The organism is Rhizobium sp. Nf11,1, assembly GCF_050587665.1.
Classification (GTDB): domain Bacteria; phylum Pseudomonadota; class Alphaproteobacteria; order Rhizobiales; family Rhizobiaceae; genus Rhizobium.
In genome coordinates, this window is sequence record NZ_JBOBHU010000001.1 from 458,363 (window position 1) to 482,330 (window position 23,968).

Here is a 23,968-nt window from a genome sequence, read left to right on the forward strand (position 1 = left end):
TGCCATGAAGGCGCAGGCGTCTTCCGCCGATCATGTTTCCAATTCCAAGTCTCTGCGGTTGCGCCTTGCGCGCGACTGTCTCTCGCCGCGCCGACTGTCGCCAGGAGAACTCACCGATGTCTGTTAAAAACATATCCTTGAATGGGAAGCTTGCGGCCACGTTCGCAGCCCTCATTCTGATCTTCGTGTCCGTTTCGGCTTTCGTCTTTTCCAAGGCGACGGCATCGGCGGTCGCGTCCGCCGAGCAGGAAAAATCGGAGCTGCTCGTCAACCAGATCGACGATGCGCTGCAGGCCATGCTCGAGCAGGCGGTCAACCTGCGCGGCTTCATTCTCTTTCGCAGCGACAGCACCTATGGCGATGTCTTCGCCAATCGCGAGCGCATGCTGAAGGCGATCGCCGCCGCCAAGCAGACCGCGGCCGGCGAGCCGCAGCTGGTCGAGATGATCGACGGCATGCAGAAGGCGGCCGACCTTTATTTCCATGAACTTGCCGAACCGCAGACCAAGGCGCGCAAGGAAACCGACATGCCGATCGAAGAGGTCGTCAAGATCGGCGTCAACGCCGCCAAGGGTCAGCTCGATGGTTTCCGCCAGGCGTCCGCCAAGATCAAGGCCACCGCCCGCGAAAAGTCGAATGCGCTCGCGGCGATCCGGGCCGAGGCCAACAGCGATCTGACGACGACGCTGCTTGCCGGTGGCATCGTCGCCTCGCTAGCCGCCGCCATTCTTGCCTGGCTGATGTCGCGCACCATCGTCCGCCCGGTCGTCGGCATGACCGCTGCCATGGACCGGCTCGCCGGCGGCCAGAACGATATCGAGGTTCCGGCTGTCGAACGCGGCGACGAGATCGGCCGCATGGCCCAGTCGGTCCTGGTCTTCAAGCAGGCGGCGATCGAGAAGGTGCGTCTTGCCGGGGAAGCCGACCGCATGCGCGACGATGCAGAGCGCCAGCGCCAGGCAAGCGATGAGCAGAAGGCGCGCGAAGAAGGCGAGCTCCGCTATGCCGTCGACGCTCTGGCCGGTGGCCTTGCCGGCCTTGCCGTCGGCGATGTCGCTGCCCGCATCCAGACGCCGTTCGCGCCGCAATATGACAGCCTGCGCAACGACTTCAACCACGCCGTCGAAAAGCTGCAGGCGGCACTTCAGTCGGTCGGCCGCAATGCCTCGGCTATCAATGCAGGCGCTGGCGAAATCCGCTCGGCTGCCGACGATCTTGCCCATCGCACCGAGCAGCAAGCCGCAGCCGTCGAAGAGACCGCTGCAGCGCTCGAGCAGGTGACGACGACGGTGCGCGACAGCGCCAAGCGCGCCGAGGATGTCGGCAATCTCGTCGAGCGCACCCGCCTCGGCGCCGAAAAATCCGGCGATGTCGTCCGCAAGGCGGTCTCGGCCATGCAGCAGATCGAAAAATCCTCCGGCGAAATCTCCAACATCATCGGCGTCATCGACGACATCGCCTTCCAGACCAACCTCCTGGCGCTGAACGCCGGCGTCGAAGCGGCACGCGCCGGCGAGGCAGGCAAGGGCTTTGCAGTCGTCGCTCAGGAAGTGCGCGAGCTGGCGCAGCGTTCCGCCAAGGCTGCAAAGGAAATCAAGGACCTGATCACCAATTCCGGCACGCATGTGCAGACCGGCGTTACGCTGGTCGGCGAAACCGGCAAGGCGCTGGAAGCCATTGTCGCCGAGGTGCAGGAGATCAACCGCAACGTCAACGCGATCGTCACCGCCACGCGCGAACAGTCGATCGGCCTGCAGGAGATCAACACCGCCGTCAACAACATGGATCAGGGCACGCAGCAGAATGCGGCGATGGTCGAGCAGCAGACCGCTGCAAGCCATGCGCTTGCCCAGGAAGCAAGCGCCCTGGACGAGCTGCTGCGCCAGTTCAAGCTCGGAACCGAGCCTGCCGCTCCGGTCCAGAGGACGGCAGCCGCAACGCCGGCCTCGCGCCCCATCGCCTCACCGGCCCGCGCGCTCGCCAGCAAGGTCACCAAGGCCTTCGGCGGCAAACAGGCGAGTGCTGCGGTTGCGGTTCAGGAGGACTGGACGGAGTTCTGAGAGCGCGCTTTCGGAAGGAACGGCTAAGGAAGAGGGCGGCGCAGTGATGTGCTGCCCTTTTTTATTGAGAAGATTGGCATAGGTGCGAGCAAGAAACTGCCCCTCACCCTTACCCTCTCCCCGTAAACGGGGCGAGGGGACGTGCCCTGCGAAAGGTTAATGGAGAACGGAGAGGGTGCGGCATGGTCCCTTCGCCCCGTTTACGGGGGTCCGAAGGACGGGTCGAGACCCGTGGCTCGACCCCGGTCGGTGCCGGCAGGCGGATGAGGGGCGGCGCACCCTCGGCCGATCACTTACCCGGCCACTCCAACGGCAACCCCGCGTCCAAGCGCCCGGAACACCGTCGAAACAATCCCGGCGCGATCCAATCCCGCATGAGCGTTCATCGCTTCGGGCTTGGCCTGTTCCATCCAGATGTCGGGCATGACGAGCGAGCGGATCTTCAGGCCGTTGTCGAGCAGGCCTTCGCTCGAAAGGTACTGCATCACCTGGCTGCCGAAGCCCCCGACCGAGCCTTCCTCGACGGTGATCAGCATCTCGTGGTGGCGGGCGAGCTGGCGGATCAGGTCGTGGTCGAGCGGTTTGGCGAAACGCGCGTCGGCGACCGTTGTCGACAACCCGGCGGCGTCGAGATCCTCGCCGGCAAGCAGACAGTCGGCAAGCCGGGTGCCGAAGGAGAGCAGCGCCACCTTGGTGCCTTCCTTGACGATGCGGCCCTTGCCGATCTGCAGGATTTCGCCGCGCGCCGGCATGTCGACGCCCACACCTTCGCCGCGGGGATAGCGGAAGGAGATCGGGCCGGCGTCATAGGCGGCGGCCGTGCGCACCATATGTTTGAGTTCAGCCTCGTCGGCCGCCGCCATCACCACGAAGCCGGGCAGGGTGGCGAGGAAGGCTGTGTCGAAGGAGCCGGCATGGGTCGGCCCGTCGGCGCCGACGAAGCCGGCGCGATCGATCGGGAAACGCACCGGCAGGCCCTGGATTGCCACGTCGTGCACGACCTGGTCGTAGGCGCGCTGCAGGAAGGTGGAATAGAGGGCGGCGAACGGCTTGTAGCCTTCCGCCGCGAGCCCGGCGGCGAAGGTCACGGCATGTTGTTCGGCAATGCCGACATCGAAACAGCGCGACGGAAAGGCTTCGGCGAGTTTGTCGAGGCCGGTGCCATTCGGCATGGCGGCGGTGATGCCGACGATCTTGTCGTCGAGGGCGGCTTCCTGCACCAGCGCTTCGGCAAAGACGCTGGTATAGCTCGGCGCATTCGGCTTGACCCGCGCCTGCGCGCCGGTGATGACGTCGAACTTGTTGACGCCATGGTATTTGTCGGCCGCGGCTTCCGCCGGCGGATAACCCTTGCCCTTCTGGGTGACGACGTGGATCAGCACCGGTCCGCGGGCATTGTCGCGCACATTGCGCAGCACCGGCAGCAGGTGGTCGAAGGAGTGCCCGTCGATCGGGCCGATATGGTAGAAGCCCATCTCCTCGAACATTGTGCCGCCGGTGACGTAGCCGCGCGCATGCTCGACGGCGCGGGTGATTGCCCGGTCGATGTTCTTGCCGAGATAGGCCGTCAGTTTCTTGCCGAAGTCGCGGAAGCCCATATAGGTGCGCCCCGAGGCGAGGCGGGCGAGATAGGCACTCATCGCCCCCGTCGGCGGGGCGATCGACATGTCGTTGTCGTTGAGAACGACGATGAGGCGGGCGTCGAGGGCGCCGGCATTGTTCAGCGCCTCATAGGCCATGCCGGCCGACATCGCCCCGTCGCCGATGACGGCGATGACGCGGCGGTCGGTCTTCTCCAGATCGGCGGCGATCGCCATGCCGAGGCCGGCCGAGATCGAGGTCGAGGAATGCGCCGCCCCGAACGGATCATATTCGCTTTCGGCCCGGCGGGTGAAACCGGAAAGGCCGTTTTCCTGGCGCAGCGTGCGGATGCGGTCGCGCCGGCCGGTGAGGATCTTGTGCGGATAGCATTGGTGGCCGACATCGAAGATCAGCCGGTCGTTGGGCGTATCGAAGACACTGTGGATGGCGATCGTCAGCTCAACCACGCCGAGGCCGGCGCCGAGATGACCGCCGGTGCGCGACACCGCATCGATCATTTCGTCCCGGACTTCGCGGGCAAGCTGCGGCAGCTCGCGATCCTCGAGCTTGCGCAGGTCGGCTGGATAGATGACCTGGTCGAGCAGGGGAGTCTTCGGCAGTTGTGTCACGGGCGGGTGCTCTTTCTTGCTTTTCCTCGTTTCGCTTTATTCGATTAGATCGGGGCAAAACAAGTGCATTTCAGGAACCGAAGGTTTTCACCTTAGAGCATGGCGGAAAAAAGTGTGAGCGGTTTCGGAAGATATCACTTTCTATTTCTGTGAGTTGCATTTGCCTGATTTTGCCCGGGCGATCGAATGCGCGAAGCGCTGGCGAACAGCTTGAATATGACACGGAATGGTAGCAATGTTGCCGGACTGACTGGGGGACGGGTCATGGGAACGATTGTTGCAGCGCATGCCTATGTGAACAACGAGGTCGCCTATGTGGCCTGGGACATCGATGCCAAGATCGACGGGTGCCTCGGGTTCGAAGTCGTCCGCGTCTATCTCGACGAACAGGGTAACGTGTCGATAAGGTCCGACGGCAGCGAGGACCGGGTGACCTGCGCCGCCTGGGTCGCCTTCAAGGGGCAGCGTAATCCGCATTGGCTGCCGCAGACGACGTCGCTCTGGCCGGTGCAGAAGCTGTCCTGGCGCGACCTGACGCTGCGCAAGCGCCGCAACGAGATGAAGCGCCGACCGGACGAGGTCCGCGTGCGCTATGAAATCCGCCCGCTCGGCGACCTGAAGCCGGGCATGCAGGCCGCGCCCGATCCGACGCCTGAGATCGTCGAAATCAACAAGCGGGATGAAAATGGCCGGCCGATCAAAAAGCTCGACGGCACCTTCGAGAAGATCGCGGTCAAGGCCTATGAGGGGCCTCCGCGGCCGCTCGGTTATCTCGGGCCGGCCGTCGCCTCCAATCCGGTGCATGTGACGCGCAAGCGTGGCCAGTTCGAGTCCACCTTCACCAACGGCATCCTCGCCGCCCAGTGGCTGCGAAACGTGCTCTTGGAAGACGGCGTCAAACAGCCGAACGAGCTGATCGACATGATCTCCAATCCGGAAAACGGCATCCGCAAATATCTTGCCGGCGATGTCATTCCCATGCTCAAGGACTTCATGAATGCGCCTGGCCGGTTCCTTGTCGCGCTCTACGAGCTCGAGGATGAGGAACTGCTCGACCTGCTGCTTGCCAACAAGGACAAGCTCAGCCTCATCCTCGCCAATACCGGAAAGGTCGGTGACAACTGGGATGTGCGCAATGCCCATGCACGTAACGCGTTGATCGAGGCCGGCGCTGAGATTCACCACCGCATGTTCAACAATTCGAGTCAGATCGGCCACAACAAGTTCGTCGTCCATATTCCGCCTGGCGGCGCGGATCGCAGCGTCTTCACCGGCAGCACCAACTGGACGGCGACGGGCCTTGCCGGCCAATCCAACAATGCGCTGATCGTCAGGAACGATGCCGTTGCCGCGGCCTATGTCTCCTATTGGGAGCGGATGCTGGAAGACAATGCAACGCTGGAAGAGCCGGTCGAATTCGACGACGGCATGCCCGACAACCAGCAGAGCAAGGCGTTCCGTCGCTCGAACGAGACGCCGTCCATTGTGCCCACCGGCAATGGCGCTTCGGTGGAAGCATGGTTCTCGCCGAACATGCAGAGCCGAAGGAAGGGCAAGGATACACCGCCCGACCTTCGCGAGGTCTACCGGCTGATGCGCCGCGCCGAGCATGCGGTGCTGTTTCTGGCCTTCTATCCCGGACAGTCCGGCAAGGATTGCATCGTCGGCGAGGCGATCGACATCGGCCTCAAGGACCAGAAGCTGATCGTGACCGGCGCCGTTTCCAGCCCGCAGGCCATGCCTAACTACGTTCCCGGCAGGAAGAACGACCCGGATGACGAGGACGACGATGTCGACGCCATCTCGCCGCATACGTTCGACGAGGCCAATGTCTCGATCGTCCGGGCCTCGCGCATCGACGACCGTCAGCTCCTGGCGGATTTCGGCGCGGAGGAACTGACCGCCAAGAAAGTCGGCGCCATCATTCACGACAAGGTGCTGGTGATCGATCCCTTATCGGATGAGTGCGTCGTCGTCCTCGGCAGCCATAATCTCGGTTTCAAGGCTTCCTACGCCAATGACGAGAACATGCTGATCGTCAAAGGCGACCGCGCGCTTGCCGAAGCCTATGCCGTCCATATCCTCGACGTCTACGATCACTACCGCTTCCGCGCGGTCGAGGCGGAGCTGAAACGGCAGGGCAAGAAAGGCTGGTCGGGCTTTCTCAACGTCGACGACAGCTGGCAGGACGGCTACGTCAACCGCACGAAAGGTGCGCTGACACGTTATTTCGCGAAGGGTTGAATTCCGGGAGAGTTTGCCGGCGGCGCGTCGCCGCCGTCAGCCTTCCGGCAGGGGCACGAATTCCTCTTCGTCGCCCGGCACGATGTCGAAGCGGCCGGTGCGCCATTCCTCCTTGGCCTTTTCGATCCGTTCCTTCGAGGAGGAAACGAAATTCCACCAGATGTAGCGCTTCGAATTCAGCGCCGCGCCGCCGAAGAGCATGAGATGGCAGCCGTCGCTGCCGGCTTCGAGCGTGATCGGATCGCCCGGCCGGAAAACCAGCAGCTGGTCGGCGGCGAAACGGTCGCCTGCTATGACGACCTCACCTGACAGCACGTAGACGGCACGCTCCTCATGGCCGGCGCCGAAGGGGAAGCGGGCGCCCGGTTGCAGGTTGAGATCGACATAAAGTGTGTCGGAGAACGTGCCGACCGGCGACGTCATGCCTTCGAACGAGCCGATGACGACACGGCCGCGCACACCTGATGTTTCGATCAGCGGCATGTCGGACTTTTCCGTATGGGCGAAGGAGGGATCGATCTCCTCCTTGTCGTCGGGCAGCGCCAGCCAGGTCTGCAGCCCCGACATCAGCAGCGGATGGCCGCGCAGATTGTCGGGCGTGCGCTCGGAATGCACGATGCCGCGCCCGGCCGTCATCAGGTTGATGTCGCCGGGACGAATGACCTTTTCGGTGCCGAGGCTGTCGCGATGGCGGATCTCGCCGTCGAACAAATAGGTGACCGTCGACAGGCCGATATGCGGATGCGGCTTGACGTCGAGCGCCTCGTTCGGCTTCAGGATCGCCGGTCCCATGCGATCGAAGAAGATGAACGGCCCGACCAGCCGCCGCTGCCGGCTCGGCAGCGCGCGCCGCACCTGGAAGCCGCCGATATCGCTGGTGCGCGGGATGATCAGGTTCTCGATCGCATCGCAGGCGAAAGCATCGCCGGGCAGGGGATCTTTACCGGGAAAGAAGGACATCAGGGATCTCCGATCGCAAAGACACCAGGCACAGATAGTCCCTGCAGCGCCGCGCGTCCAACAGGATGTGCCGAAGAGGCTCCATGATGTCAGATCGCGGTGAAGCCGTTGTCGACGAAGAGATGGGCCCCGTTGACGAAGCTCGATTCATCGCTGGCGAGGTAAAGTGCGGCCCGCGCCACGTCTTCGGGCTCGCCGATCCGTCCCTGCTGCGCGGCGATGGCGGCATCCGAGACATCGACGCCGAGCGCCTGCAGGTCGGCGACCTCGCGCAGCCCGTGCGGCGTGCGGATGAAGCCGGGGCAGACGGCGTTGCAGCGGATGTTGCGGTCGCGGAATTCGACGGCGATGGCCCGGGCAAACATATGCACCGCGCCCTTGGTCGTGTCGTAGAGCACTTCCATCGGTGTGGCGGCGACCGCCGAGATCGACGAGGTGCAGACGATCGATCCGCCGCCGGCGGCGATCATCTTCGGCAGCACCGCCTTGGTCATCAGGAACATCGAGCGCACATTGACGGCGTGCAGCCAGTCCCATTCCTGAAGCGTCGTCTCCAGGAAAGGCTTGATGACGATGGTGCCGGCATGATTGAAGAGGACCGTCACCGCGCCATAGCGTTCCTCGACGCCGGCCACGGCGGCATTGACGGCGGCTTCGTCCGAGACATCGGCCGTCCAGCAGTCGGCCTCGCCGCCGGCATCACGGATTTGCTTCACGGTCTCGGCGGCCGCCTGACCATTGCGGTCGATGATCGCAACACGCGCACCTTCGGCCGCAAACAGCTTCGAGGCAGCACCCCCCATGCCGGTCGCGCCGCCCGAGATGATGGCGACCTTGCCCTTCAATCTGTCCGTCATTGTCTGTCCCCTGATGGTGTCGGAAGGGGATCATAGATCGACCGAAAGCCGATCGCCAAGCGTCTTCAAGTGCCGAGTTCGCTACGCTCAGGCGCCGTCCAGCGGCTCGACGCCCTGTGGCCTGCCGGCGCGGTCGAGCCTGATCTTCTCGATGCGGTTCTCGGCCGCCGAAAGCAGCGTCTCGCAATGTTTCTTCAGCGCTTCGCCGCGCTCATAGATCTCGATGGATTCATCAAGCGCCACGTCGCCGCGTTCCAGCCGGGCAACGATGCTTTCGAGTTCGGCGACCGCCTTTTCGAAGGAAAGGCCTGATACTTCAGGCTTGGCGCTGTCAGTCATTCTCAACCCTTCATCATTCTCAGAATATGCATGCCCGCCGATTCGGCCAGCCCCTCGAGATCATAACCGCCTTCGAGCAGGCTGACGACCCGGTTCTTCGCGTGCCGGTCGGCCCGTTCCAGGACTCTGCCCGTCGCCCAGTCGAAATCCTCACCCGTCAGATTGATCTGCGCCAGCGGATCGCGGTGATGCGCGTCGAAGCCGGCGGAGATGATGATCAGATCCGGCCGGAAATCGTCGAGTGCCGGCAGCACCCGCGATTTGAACGCTTCGCGGAAATGATCGCTGCCGACATTCGGCGAAAGCGGCGCATTGACGATGGTATTGTGCTTGCCCTTCTCCTCCTTGGCGCCTGTGCCGGGATAGAGCGGCATCTGATGCGTCGAGCAGAACAGCACCGAGGCATCGTCCCAGAAGATATCCTGAGTGCCGTTGCCGTGATGCACGTCCCAATCGACGATGGCGACGCGCTCGGCGCCGTGCCTCTTCTGCGCATGGCGGGCGGCGATCGCCGCATTGTTGAAGAAGCAGAAGCCCATCGCCGTCATCTTCTCGGCATGGTGCCCGGGCGGACGGGCGGCGACGAAGACATTGTCGGCCTGGCCGGAAAAGACGTCGTCCACCGCCGCCATCGCGCCGCCGATGCCGGTCAGCGCCGCCTGCAGGCTCTTGACGCTGGCATAGGTATCGGCTTCGAGCTGGTTGATCCGATCCTCTTCCTCGGGAATCTCCCTTATGACAGCGGCAAGATGCTCCTCCGGATGGGCAAGCAGCACCGCATCCTCGCTCGCCTGCGGCGCCTGCCGGCGCTCCAGCCGTTCGAAATTCGGATGCTCCAGCGCGACGTTGATGGCGCGGATCCGGTCCGACCGCTCGGGGTGTCCGGCGGGCGTCACATGTTCCAGGAAGATCGGGTGTTCGTAAAGACGGGTGCTCATGGAGACACTCTATCGGCCGCTTCTGTCATGTTCCACAGCAGATGGGGCATCGCCCGCCGATTTCAACAAGTGCTCCCGCGGCGCTTGCGCACGCTACGGGACGCGAACCGTTGCTCGCAATATTTGCTCCGATCGCATCGTCATACCCGCGGCGCGCCTTCGAGAACCTGCAAGCCAGGCTCTAACGCTTTGAATCAAATCTGTTTCGATCCAATGAATTATGCAGTAATGTCGGTTTGGGGGAATGTTGTAAGGCAGTATTGTTGATGAGTGAGTCAAAGCGTCCTGGGGTGACGGAAATACGCGTGCCGTTTCGCGATGTCGATATGAACGGCAAGATGTTCCTGGCCTCCTATATTTCTTACGCTGAATCCGTCATTGCGAGCTTCTGGTCGGCACGGCCCGATGTAGACGACGAACCGCTCTATAGCGCCAGCAAGATCTCCTGCATGCTTCACCGCCCGCTGCACCATGACGAGCCGGCAATCTTCACCGCCGCCATCGACAAGATCGGCGTGCGCTCCATCGGCTTTTTGGTTTCGATCGACACGGGGGAGGAGCGCGCCGCCGAGGTCGAGATCATATGGCAGGCCCGCAACAGAGAGGACGAGCAGCCGGCCTCCCTGCCGGAGGAAACGCGCGACTGGCTCTATGGATTTTTGGATTAGGGGCGTTGCGGCAGGTAGCGATGAAGGACGAGCGAGAGACCGGTCGGTGGGACGCCGACGACGTCGTGAAGTTCATGTATGGAACACAAAGAGCCGCGCTGCTTCTGGCGCTGCGGGATTTCTGGAAAGCACTTCGCTCGGCCTGGCCGAATAAGAAAAAAACTTTCGTTTCCCCGCATCGTGGAGATGAACCTCAAGAGTAAGAGCCCGGTGCTTGCGGTTTTTACGCAGATGGTTTCCTTGATCTCCGCGATGCGGCTCGGCTTTCCGCCGGCTGAAATTTGGGCCTCTCGTCATCTCGACGCCATGCTGGCCACCAGATCGCTGAACCTCTCGCCCTGAATGCCGACATGCGTTCGAAGCAGGCGGCGGGCGGCATCTCCATCTCCGGCAAAGATCGCGTCGACGATGGCGCAATGTTCCGAGAAGGAGGTCGACAGGCGATTGCGCACGCGCAGCTGGAGGCGGCGGTACGGCCGCAGGCGTCGATGCAATTGCTGGCATTGCTCCTCAAGGAAATCGCTGCGGCTTGCCGCGTAGATCGCCTTATGAAATTCCTCATTGTCGTAATAATAGGCATCGCTGTCGCCGGCGCCGGCCGATTGTTCGCAGCGGCTGTGGGTGGCGGTGATCGCTTCCCGGGAGGCCTTGTCCAGCCGGCGTGCGGCGAGCGATCCCGCCAGGCCTTCGAGTTCCGCCATCACCTCGAACATCTCATAGATCCGGTGTGGCCCGGGATCTATCACGATCGCACCGCGGCGCGGGCGGATTTCGATCAGCCCGATGGCGTCAAGCTGCATCAACGCCTCGCGCACCGGCGTTCGCGAAACGCCGAAGCGATTGGCAAGCACCGTTTCATCAAGCCGTTCACCAGGGGCGAACTCGTAGGAAAGTATCGCGTTTTCAATCTCATCCCGAAGCCACCGGCCGGCATTCTCTGACATTTGTCTCGCACCCTTCATACACAATCGCCATTCTTGTATACACGAATGTTGACGCCGTGTACGAAAGATGACACTCTACATACTACCGATGAAGCCCGGTGATGGGAAGCAGATGGTCTGAATGGCCGCACAATACGGCTGGTCTTCGGAAGAGAGGAGAATGGCATGCCCGAGGCGTCTTTCTTCACCGACATGCTGCAAAGCATCACGGATCACGGTCGCCAGCTTTTGTTTTCCGGCTCGCGCAACACACAGGCCGCCGCCAAAGCCGATCTTCAGACCCTCTGTGAAATGCTGCTGTCGAGCCGGGGCGAAGCATCCGGCATGGCCCTTGCGGCCGAGATACTCGATCGCTGGGAGGCCCTCGACAGCGAGGGCGCGCAGGCATTCCTCCAGATGCTTCACGAAAAATTCGGGCCTGATGCGAGCAAGCTCGACCAGGCGATTGAACGCTACCGCACCGACAAGAGTTCGGCCGCCGTTATTGCGCTCCACCAGGCAGCCGAGCCGCGGCGGCAGGAGCTTCTGCGCCGGTTGAATCACGCGCCGAACGGCACCGCCACGCTCGTTCGCATGCGTCAGCAGCTGCTTGCTTCCAAAGACCGATCAGAAGCCTATGACGCGCTTGATGCCGACTTCACGCATCTGTTCGGCTCCTGGTTCAATCGCGGCTTCCTGACGCTGCGACCCATCGACTGGTCGACGCCGGCAAACATCCTGGAGAAGATCATCAAGTACGAGGCCGTGCATGAGATCGCCAGCTGGGAGGAGTTGCGCCGTCGCTTGGCGCCGGCCGACCGTCGATGCTTTGCCTTTTTCCATCCGCGACTGGCCGACGAGCCGCTCGTCTTCGTTGAGGTGGCGCTTACCCGATCCGTGCCGAAGGCGATCGCCGATGTGCTCGATGAGGGCAGGGAGCAGATCAATGCCGACGAGGCGACGACGGCCGTCTTCTATTCGATCTCCAACTGCCAGGATGGCTTGCGCGGCATCTCCTTCGGCAATTTCCTGATCAAGCAGGTCGTGGAAGACCTGCGCCGCGACCTGCCCGGCCTGAAGAATTTCGTCACACTGTCGCCGGTCCCGGGCTTTGCCCGTTGGCTTGCCAAGGTGCGCGCCTCGGCAGACGGCCTGGTTCTATCCGAAGCGGCCCTGAAAACGCTGGCCTTGCTCGACGATCCGAACTGGCCCGGCAAGGAGAACGGCGCGGCCGAAGTGGAGCGCATATTGCTGCCGCTTGCGGCCCGCTACTTCCTGACCGAGCGGACGCCGGAGGGCCGTCCCGTCGATCCCGTTGCCCGCTTCCATCTCGGCAATGGCGCGCGGCTTGAACGATTGAATTTCCTCGGCGACCGCTCGCCCAAGGCTATCCAGCAGGCGCACGGTCTGATGGTCAATTACCTCTACAAGCTCGACGACATCGTCGCCAACCACGAGGCGCTGGCGCAGCGCGGCGAAGTGATCGCCTCGCCCGCCGTCAAAAACCTGCTCAGCCAGAGCGATGACGGCCGCCGCGGCGGCCATGGCCAGCAGGGCTCTCGAGCATTCGTACAACTGATGAATTCCACGCTTGGAGGAGGGCGAAAGTGAGTAACCATCTTTTCGACGCCATGCGGGCCGCCGCGCCCGGCGACGCAGCGTTCATCCGGATCGATAGCACCCGCATATGGACCTATGACGACGCCTTCGCTCTTTCCGGCCGCATCGCCGGCGCGATGGACACGCTCGGCATCCGCCCCGGCGACCGGGTTGCGGTGCAGGTCGAAAAAAGCGTCGAGGCGCTCATCCTCTATCTCGCCTGTCTTCGCAGCGGTGCCGTCTACCTGCCGCTCAACACCGCCTATACGCTGGCCGAGCTCGACTATTTCATCGGTGATGCGGAGCCGCGTCTGGTGGTCGTCGCCCCGGCCGCCCGGGAAGGCGTGGAGACCATCGCCAAACGCCACGGCGCGATCGTCGAAACCCTCGACTCCGACGGTAGCGGCTCTTTGCTCGATCTTGCGCGCGACGAGCCGGCCGACTTTGTCGATGCCTCGCGCGCCGCCGATGATCTGGCCGCGATCCTCTACACCTCGGGAACAACGGGCCGTTCGAAGGGAGCGATGCTCACCCATGGAAATCTGCTCTCCAACGCCCTGACCCTGCGGGACTACTGGCGCGTCACATCAGATGACCGGCTGATTCATGCCCTGCCGATCTTCCACACGCACGGGCTCTTCGTCGCCACCAACGTCACCCTGCTCGCCGGCGCCTCGATGTTCCTGCTGCCGAAGTTCGACGCCGATGAGGTCGTTTCGCTGATGCCGCAGGCAACGATGCTGATGGGCGTGCCGACCTTCTATGTGCGCCTGCTGCAAAGCCCCCGATTCGGCAAAGAAGCGGCGGCCAACATCCGCCTGTTCATCTCCGGCTCGGCGCCGCTGCTGGCGGAGACGCATAACGCGTTCCAGGCGCGGACCGGCCATGCCATTCTTGAGCGCTACGGCATGACGGAAACCAATATGAACACGTCGAACCCCTATGACGGAAAGAGGATTGCCGGGACGGTGGGCTTGCCGCTGCCTGACGTGACGGTGCGCGTCACCGATCCCGCCAGCGGGCAGGTGCTGCCGCCTGAAGAAACCGGCATGATCGAGATCAAGGGGCCGAACGTCTTCAAGGGCTATTGGCGCATGCCGGAGAAAACCGCGGCCGAATTCACCGCCGACGGTTTCTTCATCAGCGGCGATCTCGGCAAGATTGATCGGGACGGCTATGTCCACATCGTCGGCCGCGGCAAGGATCTGGTGATTTCGGGCGGCTACAACATCTATCCGAAAGAGGTCGAGAGCGAGATCGACCAGATCGACGGTGTCGTCGAAAGCGCTGTGATCGGCGTGCCGCATCCCGATTTCGGAGAAGGCGTCACCGCCGTCGTCGTGTGCAAGCCTGGCGCCGTCCTGGATGAAAAGAGCATTGTCAGCGCCCTCCAAGACCGCCTCGCGCGCTACAAACAACCCAAACGCATCATCTTCGCCGACGACCTCCCGCGCAACACGATGGGCAAGGTTCAGAAGAACATCCTGCGGCAGCAATACGCCGATCTTTACACCAGGACGTAAGGCGACCGCCCTCTGGGAGGAGGGCGCGCCGGCATCCGCATCAAACTTGAACGCAACAGCTACGGCGCTGGAGGCGCCGGAGGGAGGGGAATCATGGGTATTGAAATACTGGCCATAGGCCTGCTGGTCGCGATGTTCATCATTGCGACGATCCAGCCGATCAACATGGGCGCGCTTGCTTTTGCCGGCGCCTTCCTTCTCGGCTCCATGACCATCGGCATGAAGACCGGCGATATTTTTGCCGGCTTCCCGAGCGATCTGTTCCTGACGCTCGTCGCCGTCACCTACCTCTTCGCCATCGCGCAGATCAACGGCACCATCGACTGGCTGGTCGAATGCGCCGTGCGCCTGGTGCGTGGACGCATCGGCCTGATCCCATGGGTGATGTTCCTCGTCGCCGCCGTCATCACCGGTTTCGGCGCGCTTGGGCCGGCCGCAGTGGCCATTCTCGCCCCTGTGGCCTTGAGCTTTGCCATTCAGTACCGCATTCACCCGGTGATGATGGGTCTCATGGTGATCCACGGCGCCCAGGCAGGCGGCTTTTCACCGATCAGCATCTATGGCGGCATCACCAACCAGATCGTCGCGAAGGCCGGCCTGCCTTTCGCTCCGACGTCGTTGTTTCTCTCGAGCTTTTTCTTCAACCTGGCGATATCAGTGCTGGTGTTCTTCGCCTTCGGCGGCGCAAAGGTCATGAAGCACGCGCCGGCAACATCACCTGGCCCCTTGCCCGAACTGCATCCCGAGGGCGTGTCGGCCTCGATCAGGGGCCACGGCGGCACGCCGGCCAAGCCGATCCGGGACCATGCCTACGGCACGGCGGCCGATACGGCGGCGACGCTGCGTCTGAACAATGAGAGAATCACCACCCTGATCGGCCTGACGGCGCTCGGCATCGGCGCCCTGGTTTTCAAGTTCAATGTCGGTCTGGTCGCCATGACCGTCGCCGTTGCGCTGGCGCTGCTGTCCCCGAAGACCCAGAAGGCGGCCATCGACAAGGTCAGCTGGTCGACCGTGCTTTTGATTGCCGGCATCATCACCTATGTCGGCGTCATGGAGAAGGCCGGTACGGTCGACTATGTCGCGAACGGCATATCCAGTCTCGGCATGCCGCTGCTGGTGGCGCTCCTGCTTTGCTTCACCGGCGCCATCGTCTCGGCCTTTGCATCCTCGACCGCGCTGCTCGGCGCCATCATCCCGCTTGCGGTTCCGTTCCTCATGCAGGGACATGTCAGCGCCATAGGCGTGGTCGCGGCCATCGCCATCTCGACGACGATCGTCGACACCAGCCCCTTCTCCACCAATGGCGCTCTTGTGGTCGCCAATGCGCCGGATGACAGGCGAGAGCAGGTCCTCAAGCAGCTGCTGATCTATAGCGCGCTGATTGCCATTATCGGCCCGATCGTCGCCTGGTTGGTGTTCGTCGTGCCGGGGCTGGTTTGACGGCCACCGCCGAACCCATCGCTTTCCGCCGCGGACCATCGCCCGCGGCGGCGAAAAAACCTGAACGGCGTGGTGTGCGGGCGGGGCGGCCGGCTCAGTATTCCGAACCGCTTCTATTGCTTAGATCGTGACGTTCCGTGCCATTCAATGGTGGATTGAAGACGCTGACGAGGATGAGATCCCCATCCTTGCCACCCCGCAAATAGTGCCGATCGTGTTTGTCGAGAACGTAGATATCGCCGGCGCGGATGGGGAAGACATTGCCGTCCATATCCTCGACCTCGCCTGCTCCCTGGATGCAGTAGCAGGCCTCCAGATGGTTGCGGTACTGCAGCAGGGCTTCGGTGTTGGCGCGAACAACGGTGTGGCAAACCGTAAACCCCATCCCGTCATCCCTGGTCAGCAGACGGTGGCTTGTGCCATTGCCCCAATCGACGAAACGCTCGGTCTGCTCGACTTCACTCAGGCTTCTCACAAACATGTTCGTCTCCTCGCGAATGGCTGAGATGTGTTGATCTCCGTGATCCATTAGGCACTGCAGCCGCGACTCTTTCAAATGATCTAATTTGAGAGACTTGTTAGAATATTCTACACATAATCTGGCGCGGGCCGAGAGTGATTGGATATTCTCCGGTATGTTCGGAGTGATACTAAAAGATTTGACATATCGGGCGGCCAATGAATCCTGCTGCTTATGTGAGGAATTCGAACATATGCAACTGCCGCCGCTGAACGCATTGAGAGCCTTCGAAGCAACCGCCCGGCTCATGAGTCTTTCAAAGGCCGGAGACGAACTGCACGTGACCCATGCCGCGATCAGTCACCAGATCAAACATCTGGAGACATGGATGGGACGCAAGCTGCTGCAAAAATCCGGACGCGGCGTTGCACTGACGCCGGCGGGCGCCGAATATTATCTGGCCGTCTCGGGCTCGCTGGCCGCCATCGCCCACGCCACCGGCAACATGCGCAGAGACCACAATATGCGTTCGATTACTGTGGGATGCATTCCTTCGATCGCGTCGCGCTGGCTGGTTCCGGCACTTCCATCTTTCCGGGAGAGCGATCCTGATCTTGATGTCAGGATCGTCTATGCAAAAGCGGAAGAGCGCTTCGATGACGAAAGCCTGGATGTTCTCATTACCATGGGAGAAGACGTGTCAGGGGGACGGGAGAGCCGCCTGCTTTTCTCCAGGCGCAACCAGCCGGTGGCCAGCATTCATTATCTGGCAAAGCGAAACTGGACGGCCGACGGCGTTCCCTTTGCGGCAGCCGAACTGCTGCACGATGAAACCATGGACGGCTGGAAAGAATGGTTCCGAAAGGCTGAGATAACGGCGCCCGACCCGCTTCGCGGGCCGATATTCCAGGACTTCAACATTCTTGCCACGGCGGTAATCGCCGGGCATGGCGTCGCACTATGTCCTGTCGAAGTGTTCCGGCGAGAGATCGATCGCGGCGACCTCGTTGTGCTCTCGGACATTTCGACGGCAGAGACTCAAGGCTATTACCTGATCACCAGCTCCTGGGCGAAGAAGCCGGTTCGCCGCTTTGCGGAATGGTTCACGGCGGAGTGTCGATCCGGCGGCCCGCCGACCATGGAATAGGCTGGAAACCACGGGGCACGGCTCGTTTTGGCCCGAGCTGAAATGTCATGAAAGTTTCATATTGGTGCTATTGCGGTGATTGAAAAATAATCTACACTTTTGATCAGGAAACGCGATTTCCTGAAGCAAACGAAAGGAAACTGATTGGATTCATATCTTCTGACGACCCTGCTCGTTGCAGGCCTCCTCGCTTTCGCCGTAACCTCGGTAAAAGCCGGAACAACTGCCCAGACCACCGCAAATACCAGGCGCAGTCCCGATTCGGGTAGCGATGGCGGAATTGGGTTCGAGGTCTCTGATGACGGGGGCTGCGATGGCGGCGACGGAGGTGGCGGGGACGGTGGAGGAGACTAGATCAAACGGAAATCGATAGCATGCCCGACCGCCTCAAGGCGGTTTTTTGTTGCCCGAACTCCACTCCGTACCAGGCCTCCAAATAGGCCGGAATGTCAGGCCCGCTCGAGGATTGCGGAACTGATCTGACGGGCGAATAGACGAACGGATCCGACACGCAATCCAATTTATGGGTCGTCACAGGAAACTTGAGCCCTATGTCTGTCGAGGCGGGCTGGGCGAAGGTGTTGGAGACAATCAATATGGCTAAATCTGCGGCGGGAAACCCGTATATTTACGGGATCGATGCACTGCGCTTTGCATGTGCCCTGATGGTGACAGTGTTCCATCTCGGATTTACTTCCTGGGCCTCGCCTTTATATCTCAGACCGTACAAAATGCCGGCGATCGAGAATGTCGCCCAGCCCGGATGGGTCGGCGTCGAATTGTTCTTCGTCATATCGGGCTTCGTCATCGTCAATTCCGCCGCTTCCGCCAGCGCCCTGTCATTTCTCAAGGGGCGTATTCTGCGGCTCTATCCGGCGGTATGGATCTGCGCATCGCTGACGCTGATCGTCATTGCCACACAGGACGTCAACTGGCGCATCCTCATGAACTATCTGCGCTCGATCACGCTCTATCCCGGGGGGCCCTGGATCGATGGCCAGTATTGGACCCTGGCATGCGAGATTTGCTTCTACGCCATCGTCTTCATCATGTGCGCGACCGGGCAGAAGACGAGGATGTCCGCCCTGGCGCTCGGCCTGTCGCTGGCCAGCGCGGCTTTCATCGCGCTGTCTTACGCCGTTCCCGATGCAGCCATACAGGACATGTTCACCGAGACCGCCTGGCGGGCCATCCCCTTTTACTACGGCTGCCAATTTGCCGTCGGCATCTATATCTGGCTGCTGTCCCAAGGCTGGATGAGTGGGATATCCTGGCTGGGCTTCTTCTGCGCCTTGGCGGCGGGGGGCGCCCAGATCTACATGGCCGGAGAGAACAGCAGCGACCGCACGCTCGCCGCAGCGGGTCATTCTTTCTCCTCCTTTCCCGCAATCGCAATCTGGCTGGCTGGATTGATATCGATCGTCGCAAGCGTCGGCTATGCCAAGCGGATCAGCCGTCTGCCAACCTTGTTGCTTCGATCGGTGAAAACCTTGGGCGCGATGACCTATCCGCTCTATCTCCTGCATCTCGCCATCGGCGTCCGCCTTCTCGACTGGCTGACCGCCCGCGGAATGGCGCCGCTGCTGGCACTGGCTTTGGCCGTCGCGATCATCTGCGCCATGTCGCTTGCCGTATGCAAATGGGGAGAGCCGCCGATGCGGAGCCTTTTGCGAGGATTGCTCGATCGGCTTGGGCAACGGGCTGCCGTTTTTCTGGCGAGGGAGTCTCGGGTCTAGGGGTAAAATTGAGGAGAGGGAGTAGGCCCGAGGCGCAATGATGTCCGAATTCCCCCTTCTCGGCTCTTGCCTCGACCTTGACCCCACTCTCCGTCCTGCTCGGGCTTGCCCCGAGCATCCATGCGACATCCTCTAATACGCAGTGGCCACCTTCGGTGGAAGGCGGCCACTGACGCTATGGATAGGCCCTAAACGCTCAAGCGCGCGCCGGCAGCAGGGGATAGCCGACCATGACGGCGCGGCCGAGGAGGGCGGCGACGACGGCCTTGATCACATCGCCCGGGATGAAGGCCATGGAGCCGACGAAGGCTTTCGTGAAGCCGAGGCCTGCGACGGTGGCGAGATAGGTGATGCCGAAGGCGTAGAGCACGACGATGCCGCCGATCATGGCGGCGAGGAAGAAGCTCACCGTCTGCACCAGGCCGGATTGCCCATGGTTGACCAGGCGCTCGCTGAGATAGCCGGTGACGAAGGCGCCGAAGATCCAGCCGACGAGGAAGCCCGCTGTCGGCGAGGCGAAGATCGCCAGACCGCCGCGGCCGCCGGAAAGCACCGGCAGGCCGATCGCGACGAGCAGCAGCACGATCAGCACGGCGATCGCGCCGCGCCGGGCGCCGAGCACGACGCCGGCCATCATGACGCCGAGCGACTGGGCGGTGATCGGCACCGGAATGAAGCCGAGCGAGATCGGCGGCAGCAGGCCGAGCGCCACGATGATCGCGGCAAAGAGGGCGGTAAGGACGAGGTCGCGGGTGCTCATCATGAACTCCGTATTAAAAAATCGTTAACTTCCATGCCGCCGAATGCGGCGCGCGTCAATCGCGGCGGCGACATTATCCGCGTCCTTCAGCGTCAGAATGATCAGCGGCGCAAGCAGGCTCGTCGGCCGGACCTTCAGCCCGCGCGCCCTGTGCGCCTCGCGGATCGCCTGGTAACGGTTGACGATCTCAGGCACGAAGCGCAGCACCAGGCCGAGAGCAAGGCCGATATCGTCGGCCTGAACCCGGCCGGTGCGTTCGAGCGGGCGGGCAAGCGCCGTCACCTCGTCGATGAACTCGGTAATTGAAGTCGTCGCCGTCACGCTGGCGGCGAGAAGCATCAGCGCCGTCAACCGTAGCACGGGCACGAGCGCCGCCTGCCAGGGATTGAAGATGAAGTTGAAGAGGGCGACGACCGCAATCGTCAGGAAGATCGGCCGCAGCCGTCGCAACGCCTCGCCGAGCGGCAGGCCGACCGTGCCGTAGAGCACCGCCGCCACCAGCACGGTGCCCGAGAGCAGGAGGAGATTGTGGCCGATGAACAGCAGGATGGCGAAGGCCGTCAGCGACAGGAGCTTTGCCCGTGGCGAAAGCCGGTGCATCGGGCTGTTGCCTTCGACGTAGAGCGTCTGCATCAGGCGGCGATCTCCCGATAGCGGGCGACCGCTTCGGCCGCAGGCGCATCGGCGGCAAGCCGCCCTTCGTGAAACACGAGCACCCGATCGAAACCGGCAATCAGCTCAAGGTCGTGGGTGATGACGATGGCGCTTTCCGGCAGTCCGGCGATGATCCTCTCGACCAGCGCCCGGTTTTTGAGGTCGAGCTGGTTGGTCGGCTCGTCAAGGATGAGAATGCCCGGGCCGGTCGCCAGCACCGAGCAGAGCGCCGCCAGCTGGAGCTCGCCGCCGGAAAGCTCGTGCGCCCGGCGATCGGCTAGCGCCTCGGCGCCGAAGCGGGCCAGCACGCCTTGCACCCGTGCCTCAATCTCAGCCTTGCTGAAGCCGCGCCGCTTCAGCCCGAAGGCGATGTCGTCCTTGACGATCGGTAGGATGATCTGGTTCTGCGGCGACTGGAAGATGAAGCCGACATCGGCGCCAACAGTCTTCTCGTCGGCCGTGTCGCGGCCGTTGACCATGACGCGGCCAGTGGTCGGCTTGGTCAGCCCATTGATCAGCCGCGCAAAGGTGGTCTTGCCCGAGCCATTCAGTCCGATGATGCCAATCCGTTTGCCGGTGATGCCGAGCGTCAGCGGCTCGAGCGCCACCCGCGCCCCGAAACTGACACCGGCGCCTTCGAAGCGAATATCCAAACTAATTCCCTCGCATTTTCTACCGGAGGGGTTGCCGATGCCGGCCCCTCATCCGCCTGCTGGCACCTTCTCCCCGTAAACGGGGCGAAGGGACCATGCCGCGCCCTCTCGGTTCCCCGCGGGCCCCTCGCAGGGCACGTCCCCTCGCCCCGTTTACGGGGAGAGGGTTAGGGTGAGGGGCAGCCATTGGCGCCAACCCGACAGCAGTGCTTCTATACGGGGAAGCTAGGATGATGAAAGCGCAAATCGCGATGCCGACATTTGGGCGGATAATCGGGTGGCTAGGAAGATTTTCCGCGTTATGATGGATGCATGACGAATCTGCTGTCCAATTCCGATGCCCGCCGTGTCTTTCTTGCCAAGCAGGGCCTCAGCGCCTCACCGAACCGTGCCTTGACCAAGGCCGGCCTGCTGCAGTTGATCCACGATCTCGGCTTCGTCCAGGTGGACAGCATCCAGACGGTGGAGCGGGCGCATCATCAGATCCTGTTTTCCCGCAACCAGACCTATCGGCGCGAGCATCTGAAGGCACTGCTCGAAAAGGAGCGCGCGCTGTTCGAGCACTGGACGCACGACGCCTCCATCCTGCCCAGCGCCTTCTTCGTCTATTGGAAGCACAAGTTCCGCCACCAGGAGAAAGTCCTCGTCGAGCGCTGGCGCAAGTGGCGCGGCGAGGGTTTCGAGGCGGCTTTCGAGGAGACCTATGAACGTGTGAGGCGCGACGGCGCGATGCTGGCGCGCGACGTCAAGGCCGATGGCCACGTCTCCGGCGGCTGGTGGAACTGGCATCCGAACAAGACGGCGCTCGAATATTTCTGGCACACCGGCAAGTTCGCCATCGCCGGCCGCTCGAATTTCCAGAAGATCTATGATCTGACCGAGCGCGTTATCCCCGCTGAATTCCGTGAGCCGGAGGTGAGCCGCGAAGACTTCGTCGATTGGGCCTGCCGCAGCGCGCTTGCCCGCCTCGGTTTCGCCACCCACGGCGAGATCGCAGCCTTTTGGAACCTGGTCTCGCCCGACGAGGCCAAGGGCTGGGTATCAGCCCATCGTGACGAGCTGACCGAAGTGCTGATCGAACCGGCGCCCGGCGGCAAGCCTCGCCCCTCCTGGGCCTTTGCCGACTTTCTCTCGACGCTTGACACCTATCCGGACGCTCCGCCGCGCATCCGCGTACTCAGCCCCTTCGACCCGATGATCCGCGACCGCAATCGCACCGAACGCCTGTTCGGCTTCTTCTATCGCATCGAGGTCTTCGTGCCCGAAGCCAAGCGCGAATATGGCTATTACGTCTTCCCGCTGCTCGAAGGCGACCGCCTGATCGGCCGCATCGACATGAAGGCGGACCGCAAGAAATCGACCCTCGATGTCAGGCGGCTTTGGCTGGAACCGGGTGTCAAGGCTTCAGCCGGGCGGCTGGAGAGGCTGGAGGCGGAGCTGGATCGGGTGGCGCGGTTTGCTGGCGTGGAGAAGGTCGTGTTGCTCGAGGGGTGGAGAGGATAATTTCCTCGAGAGAGAGCATCAGATTGCCCCTCACCCTAACCCTCTCCCCGTAAACGGGGCGAGGGGACGTGCCAAACGTTGAGATGGAGGACGCCGGTGCGACATGTCCCCTTCTCCCCGCGGGCGGGGAGAAGGTGCCGGCAGGCGGATGAGGGGCTGCCATCCGGCTTTCGTTTGACCCTCAGCAGATCTCCGTCTTGCTGATCTTGATGCCGAAACCTTCCAGGCCGACATAGTGGCGCTCGCGGCTGGTGAGCAGCTTGATCGAGCTGACGCCGAGATCCTTGAGGATCTGGGCGCCGAGGCCGATTTCCAGCCATTCGCTCTCGCGCGTCTGCGCCTCGGCATGGGCTTCGCGGCCCTGGTTGCGCGCCTTGCGGCCATTGTCGTAATGGCCGACGCCGACCGAGCCCTCGCGCAGATAGACGATGATGCCGCGGCCTTCGGCGGCGATCTTCTCCATGTAGAAGTCGACCGGGCTGTTCTTGCCGAAGAGATCCTCGGCGACATTTTCCGGATGCAGGCGCACCGGAATGTCGACGCCGTCGCGGATGTCGCCGAAGACGACGGCGAGATGCTGCATCGGGTCCCAGGGCAGGGCATAGGTGTGGGCCTTGGCCTTGCCGAACGGCGTGTCGATGTCGAAGCTCGCGCCGTGCTCGACCAGCGTTTCCTTGCGCTGGCGATAAGCGATGAGGTCGGCGACGGAGACGAGCTTCAGCCCGTGCTTCTCGGCGAAATCGACAACCTGCGGCCCGCGGGTGACGGTGCCGTCGTCATTGACCAGTTCCGAGATGACGCCGATCGGCGGCAGGCCGGCGAGCCGGCAGAGATCGACGGCCGCTTCCGTATGGCCCGAGCGCATCAGCACGCCGCCTTCGCGCGATACCAGCGGGAAGATATGGCCGGGACGGACGAAATCGGCGGCTCCGACATTCGGATTGGCAAGGTTGCGCACAGTCAGCGTCCGGTCGTCGGCCGAGATGCCGGTCGTCGTACCGTGCTTGAAATCCACCGAGACGGTGAAGGCAGTCGTGTGGGCCGAATCGTTTTCCGCCACCATGGCGTTGAGGTTGAGGCGCTTGGCCTCTTCCTTTGGCATCGGCGCGCAGACGATGCCTGAGGTGTGGCGCACGATGAAGGCCATCTTCTCCGGCGTGGTGTGGACGGCGGCGACGATCAAATCGCCCTCGTTCTCGCGGTCATTGTCGTCCATGACGACGACGATTTCGCCGGCCTCGAAGGCCCTGATGGCGTCGACGACGCGCTTCTGATCGTAAGACATGGACGC

20 protein-coding genes are annotated in these 23,968 nt (G+C 62.5%); 9 read left to right on the forward strand and 11 right to left on the reverse strand.

From position 1 onward, the window contains the following. Nucleotides 1-116 precede the first annotated feature (116 nt). A complete protein-coding gene (locus ACQ7C1_RS02220) occupies nt 117-2,060 on the forward strand; it encodes a methyl-accepting chemotaxis protein (protein ID WP_430957141.1) in 1,944 nt (647 codons plus the stop codon). Between the two features lie 293 nt (nt 2,061-2,353). Here ACQ7C1_RS02220 and dxs read toward each other — a convergent pair whose 3' ends face one another. Further along, nucleotides 2,354-4,270: a 1-deoxy-D-xylulose-5-phosphate synthase gene (gene dxs / locus ACQ7C1_RS02225; RefSeq protein ID WP_430957142.1), complete on the reverse strand. Its 1,917-nt coding sequence runs from the start codon at nt 4,268-4,270 to the stop codon at nt 2,354-2,356. A gap of 264 nt (nt 4,271-4,534) precedes the next feature. Here dxs and ACQ7C1_RS02230 point away from each other — a divergent pair, with 264 nt between their 5' ends. Further along, complete coding sequence (locus ACQ7C1_RS02230; protein WP_430957143.1) at nt 4,535-6,514, forward strand: phospholipase D-like domain-containing protein; 1,980 nt, start codon at nt 4,535-4,537, stop codon at nt 6,512-6,514. A 36-nt stretch (nt 6,515-6,550) separates the two neighbouring features. Here the strand turns inward: ACQ7C1_RS02230 and ACQ7C1_RS02235 are convergent, their stop codons facing one another. From ACQ7C1_RS02235 to ACQ7C1_RS02250, 4 genes are all read right to left on the reverse strand, one after another. Continuing rightward, nucleotides 6,551-7,474 (reverse strand): pirin family protein, encoded by a 924-nt coding sequence (locus tag ACQ7C1_RS02235; RefSeq protein ID WP_430957144.1) that lies wholly within the window; start codon nt 7,472-7,474, stop codon nt 6,551-6,553. 89 nt (nt 7,475-7,563) lie between these two features. Next, nucleotides 7,564-8,331: an SDR family NAD(P)-dependent oxidoreductase gene (locus tag ACQ7C1_RS02240; protein ID WP_430957145.1), complete on the reverse strand. Its 768-nt coding sequence runs from the start codon at nt 8,329-8,331 to the stop codon at nt 7,564-7,566. 87 nt (nt 8,332-8,418) lie between these two features. Beyond that, nucleotides 8,419-8,670, reverse strand: a complete 252-nt coding sequence (locus ACQ7C1_RS02245) for an exodeoxyribonuclease VII small subunit (RefSeq protein ID WP_039618216.1) — start codon at nt 8,668-8,670, stop codon at nt 8,419-8,421. Between the two features lie 2 nt (nt 8,671-8,672). Further along, the gene (locus tag ACQ7C1_RS02250) at nt 8,673-9,608 is read right to left on the reverse strand and encodes a histone deacetylase family protein (protein ID WP_430957146.1); all 936 of its coding nucleotides are present in this window, start codon (nt 9,606-9,608) and stop codon (nt 8,673-8,675) included. 266 nt (nt 9,609-9,874) lie between these two features. Between ACQ7C1_RS02250 and ACQ7C1_RS02255 the strand changes: the two genes are divergently transcribed. Beyond that, entirely contained in the window at nt 9,875-10,276 is a 402-nt protein-coding gene (locus tag ACQ7C1_RS02255) for an acyl-CoA thioesterase (protein WP_085777184.1), read from the forward strand. Nucleotides 10,277-10,569: 293 nt separating this feature from the next. Here ACQ7C1_RS02255 and ACQ7C1_RS02260 read toward each other — a convergent pair whose 3' ends face one another. After that, on the reverse strand, nt 10,570-11,220 hold the full coding sequence (locus ACQ7C1_RS02260) for a GntR family transcriptional regulator (protein WP_097597731.1): 651 nt from the start codon (nt 11,218-11,220) through the stop codon (nt 10,570-10,572). Nucleotides 11,221-11,385: 165 nt separating this feature from the next. Between ACQ7C1_RS02260 and ACQ7C1_RS02265 the strand changes: the two genes are divergently transcribed. From ACQ7C1_RS02265 to ACQ7C1_RS02275, 3 genes are all read left to right on the forward strand, one after another. After that, entirely contained in the window at nt 11,386-12,810 is a 1,425-nt protein-coding gene (locus ACQ7C1_RS02265) for a malonyl-CoA decarboxylase (protein ID WP_430957147.1), read from the forward strand. Next, entirely contained in the window at nt 12,807-14,321 is a 1,515-nt protein-coding gene (locus tag ACQ7C1_RS02270; RefSeq protein WP_097597729.1) for a malonate--CoA ligase, read from the forward strand. The genes ACQ7C1_RS02265 and ACQ7C1_RS02270 overlap by 4 nt, the downstream gene beginning before the upstream one ends. A gap of 93 nt (nt 14,322-14,414) precedes the next feature. After that, the gene (locus tag ACQ7C1_RS02275) at nt 14,415-15,764 is read left to right on the forward strand and encodes an SLC13 family permease (RefSeq protein WP_430957148.1); all 1,350 of its coding nucleotides are present in this window, start codon (nt 14,415-14,417) and stop codon (nt 15,762-15,764) included. A 94-nt stretch (nt 15,765-15,858) separates the two neighbouring features. Here ACQ7C1_RS02275 and ACQ7C1_RS02280 read toward each other — a convergent pair whose 3' ends face one another. Then, a complete protein-coding gene (locus tag ACQ7C1_RS02280) occupies nt 15,859-16,245 on the reverse strand; it encodes an ectoine synthase (protein WP_430957149.1) in 387 nt (128 codons plus the stop codon). A 232-nt stretch (nt 16,246-16,477) separates the two neighbouring features. On the opposite strand from ACQ7C1_RS02280, the gene ACQ7C1_RS02285 reads away from it, so the two are divergent. Both ACQ7C1_RS02285 and ACQ7C1_RS02290 read left to right on the forward strand, forming a co-directional pair. Continuing rightward, nucleotides 16,478-17,371: a LysR substrate-binding domain-containing protein gene (locus tag ACQ7C1_RS02285; protein ID WP_430957150.1), complete on the forward strand. Its 894-nt coding sequence runs from the start codon at nt 16,478-16,480 to the stop codon at nt 17,369-17,371. A 596-nt stretch (nt 17,372-17,967) separates the two neighbouring features. Further along, nucleotides 17,968-19,107, forward strand: a complete 1,140-nt coding sequence (locus ACQ7C1_RS02290; protein WP_430957151.1) for an acyltransferase family protein — start codon at nt 17,968-17,970, stop codon at nt 19,105-19,107. Between the two features lie 196 nt (nt 19,108-19,303). Here ACQ7C1_RS02290 and ACQ7C1_RS02295 read toward each other — a convergent pair whose 3' ends face one another. The 3 genes from ACQ7C1_RS02295 to ACQ7C1_RS02305 are packed head-to-tail and all read right to left on the reverse strand — an operon-like array spanning nt 19,304 to nt 21,174. Then, on the reverse strand, nt 19,304-19,867 hold the full coding sequence (locus tag ACQ7C1_RS02295; protein WP_011424275.1) for a biotin transporter BioY: 564 nt from the start codon (nt 19,865-19,867) through the stop codon (nt 19,304-19,306). 24 nt (nt 19,868-19,891) lie between these two features. Next, on the reverse strand, nt 19,892-20,500 hold the full coding sequence (locus tag ACQ7C1_RS02300) for an energy-coupling factor transporter transmembrane component T family protein (RefSeq protein ID WP_430957152.1): 609 nt from the start codon (nt 20,498-20,500) through the stop codon (nt 19,892-19,894). Next, nucleotides 20,500-21,174 carry an energy-coupling factor ABC transporter ATP-binding protein gene (locus ACQ7C1_RS02305; protein ID WP_085777191.1) on the reverse strand — a complete coding sequence of 225 codons (675 nt, stop codon included), beginning with the start codon at nt 21,172-21,174 and terminating at the stop codon, nt 20,500-20,502. Before ACQ7C1_RS02305 ends, ACQ7C1_RS02300 begins: the two co-directional genes overlap by 1 nt. A gap of 312 nt (nt 21,175-21,486) precedes the next feature. Between ACQ7C1_RS02305 and ACQ7C1_RS02310 the strand changes: the two genes are divergently transcribed. After that, entirely contained in the window at nt 21,487-22,677 is a 1,191-nt protein-coding gene (locus ACQ7C1_RS02310) for a winged helix-turn-helix domain-containing protein (protein ID WP_097597725.1), read from the forward strand. 181 nt (nt 22,678-22,858) lie between these two features. Here ACQ7C1_RS02310 and ribB read toward each other — a convergent pair whose 3' ends face one another. Further along, entirely contained in the window at nt 22,859-23,962 is a 1,104-nt protein-coding gene (gene ribB / locus ACQ7C1_RS02315) for a 3,4-dihydroxy-2-butanone-4-phosphate synthase (protein WP_085777193.1), read from the reverse strand. Nucleotides 23,963-23,968: the final 6 nt, after the last annotated feature.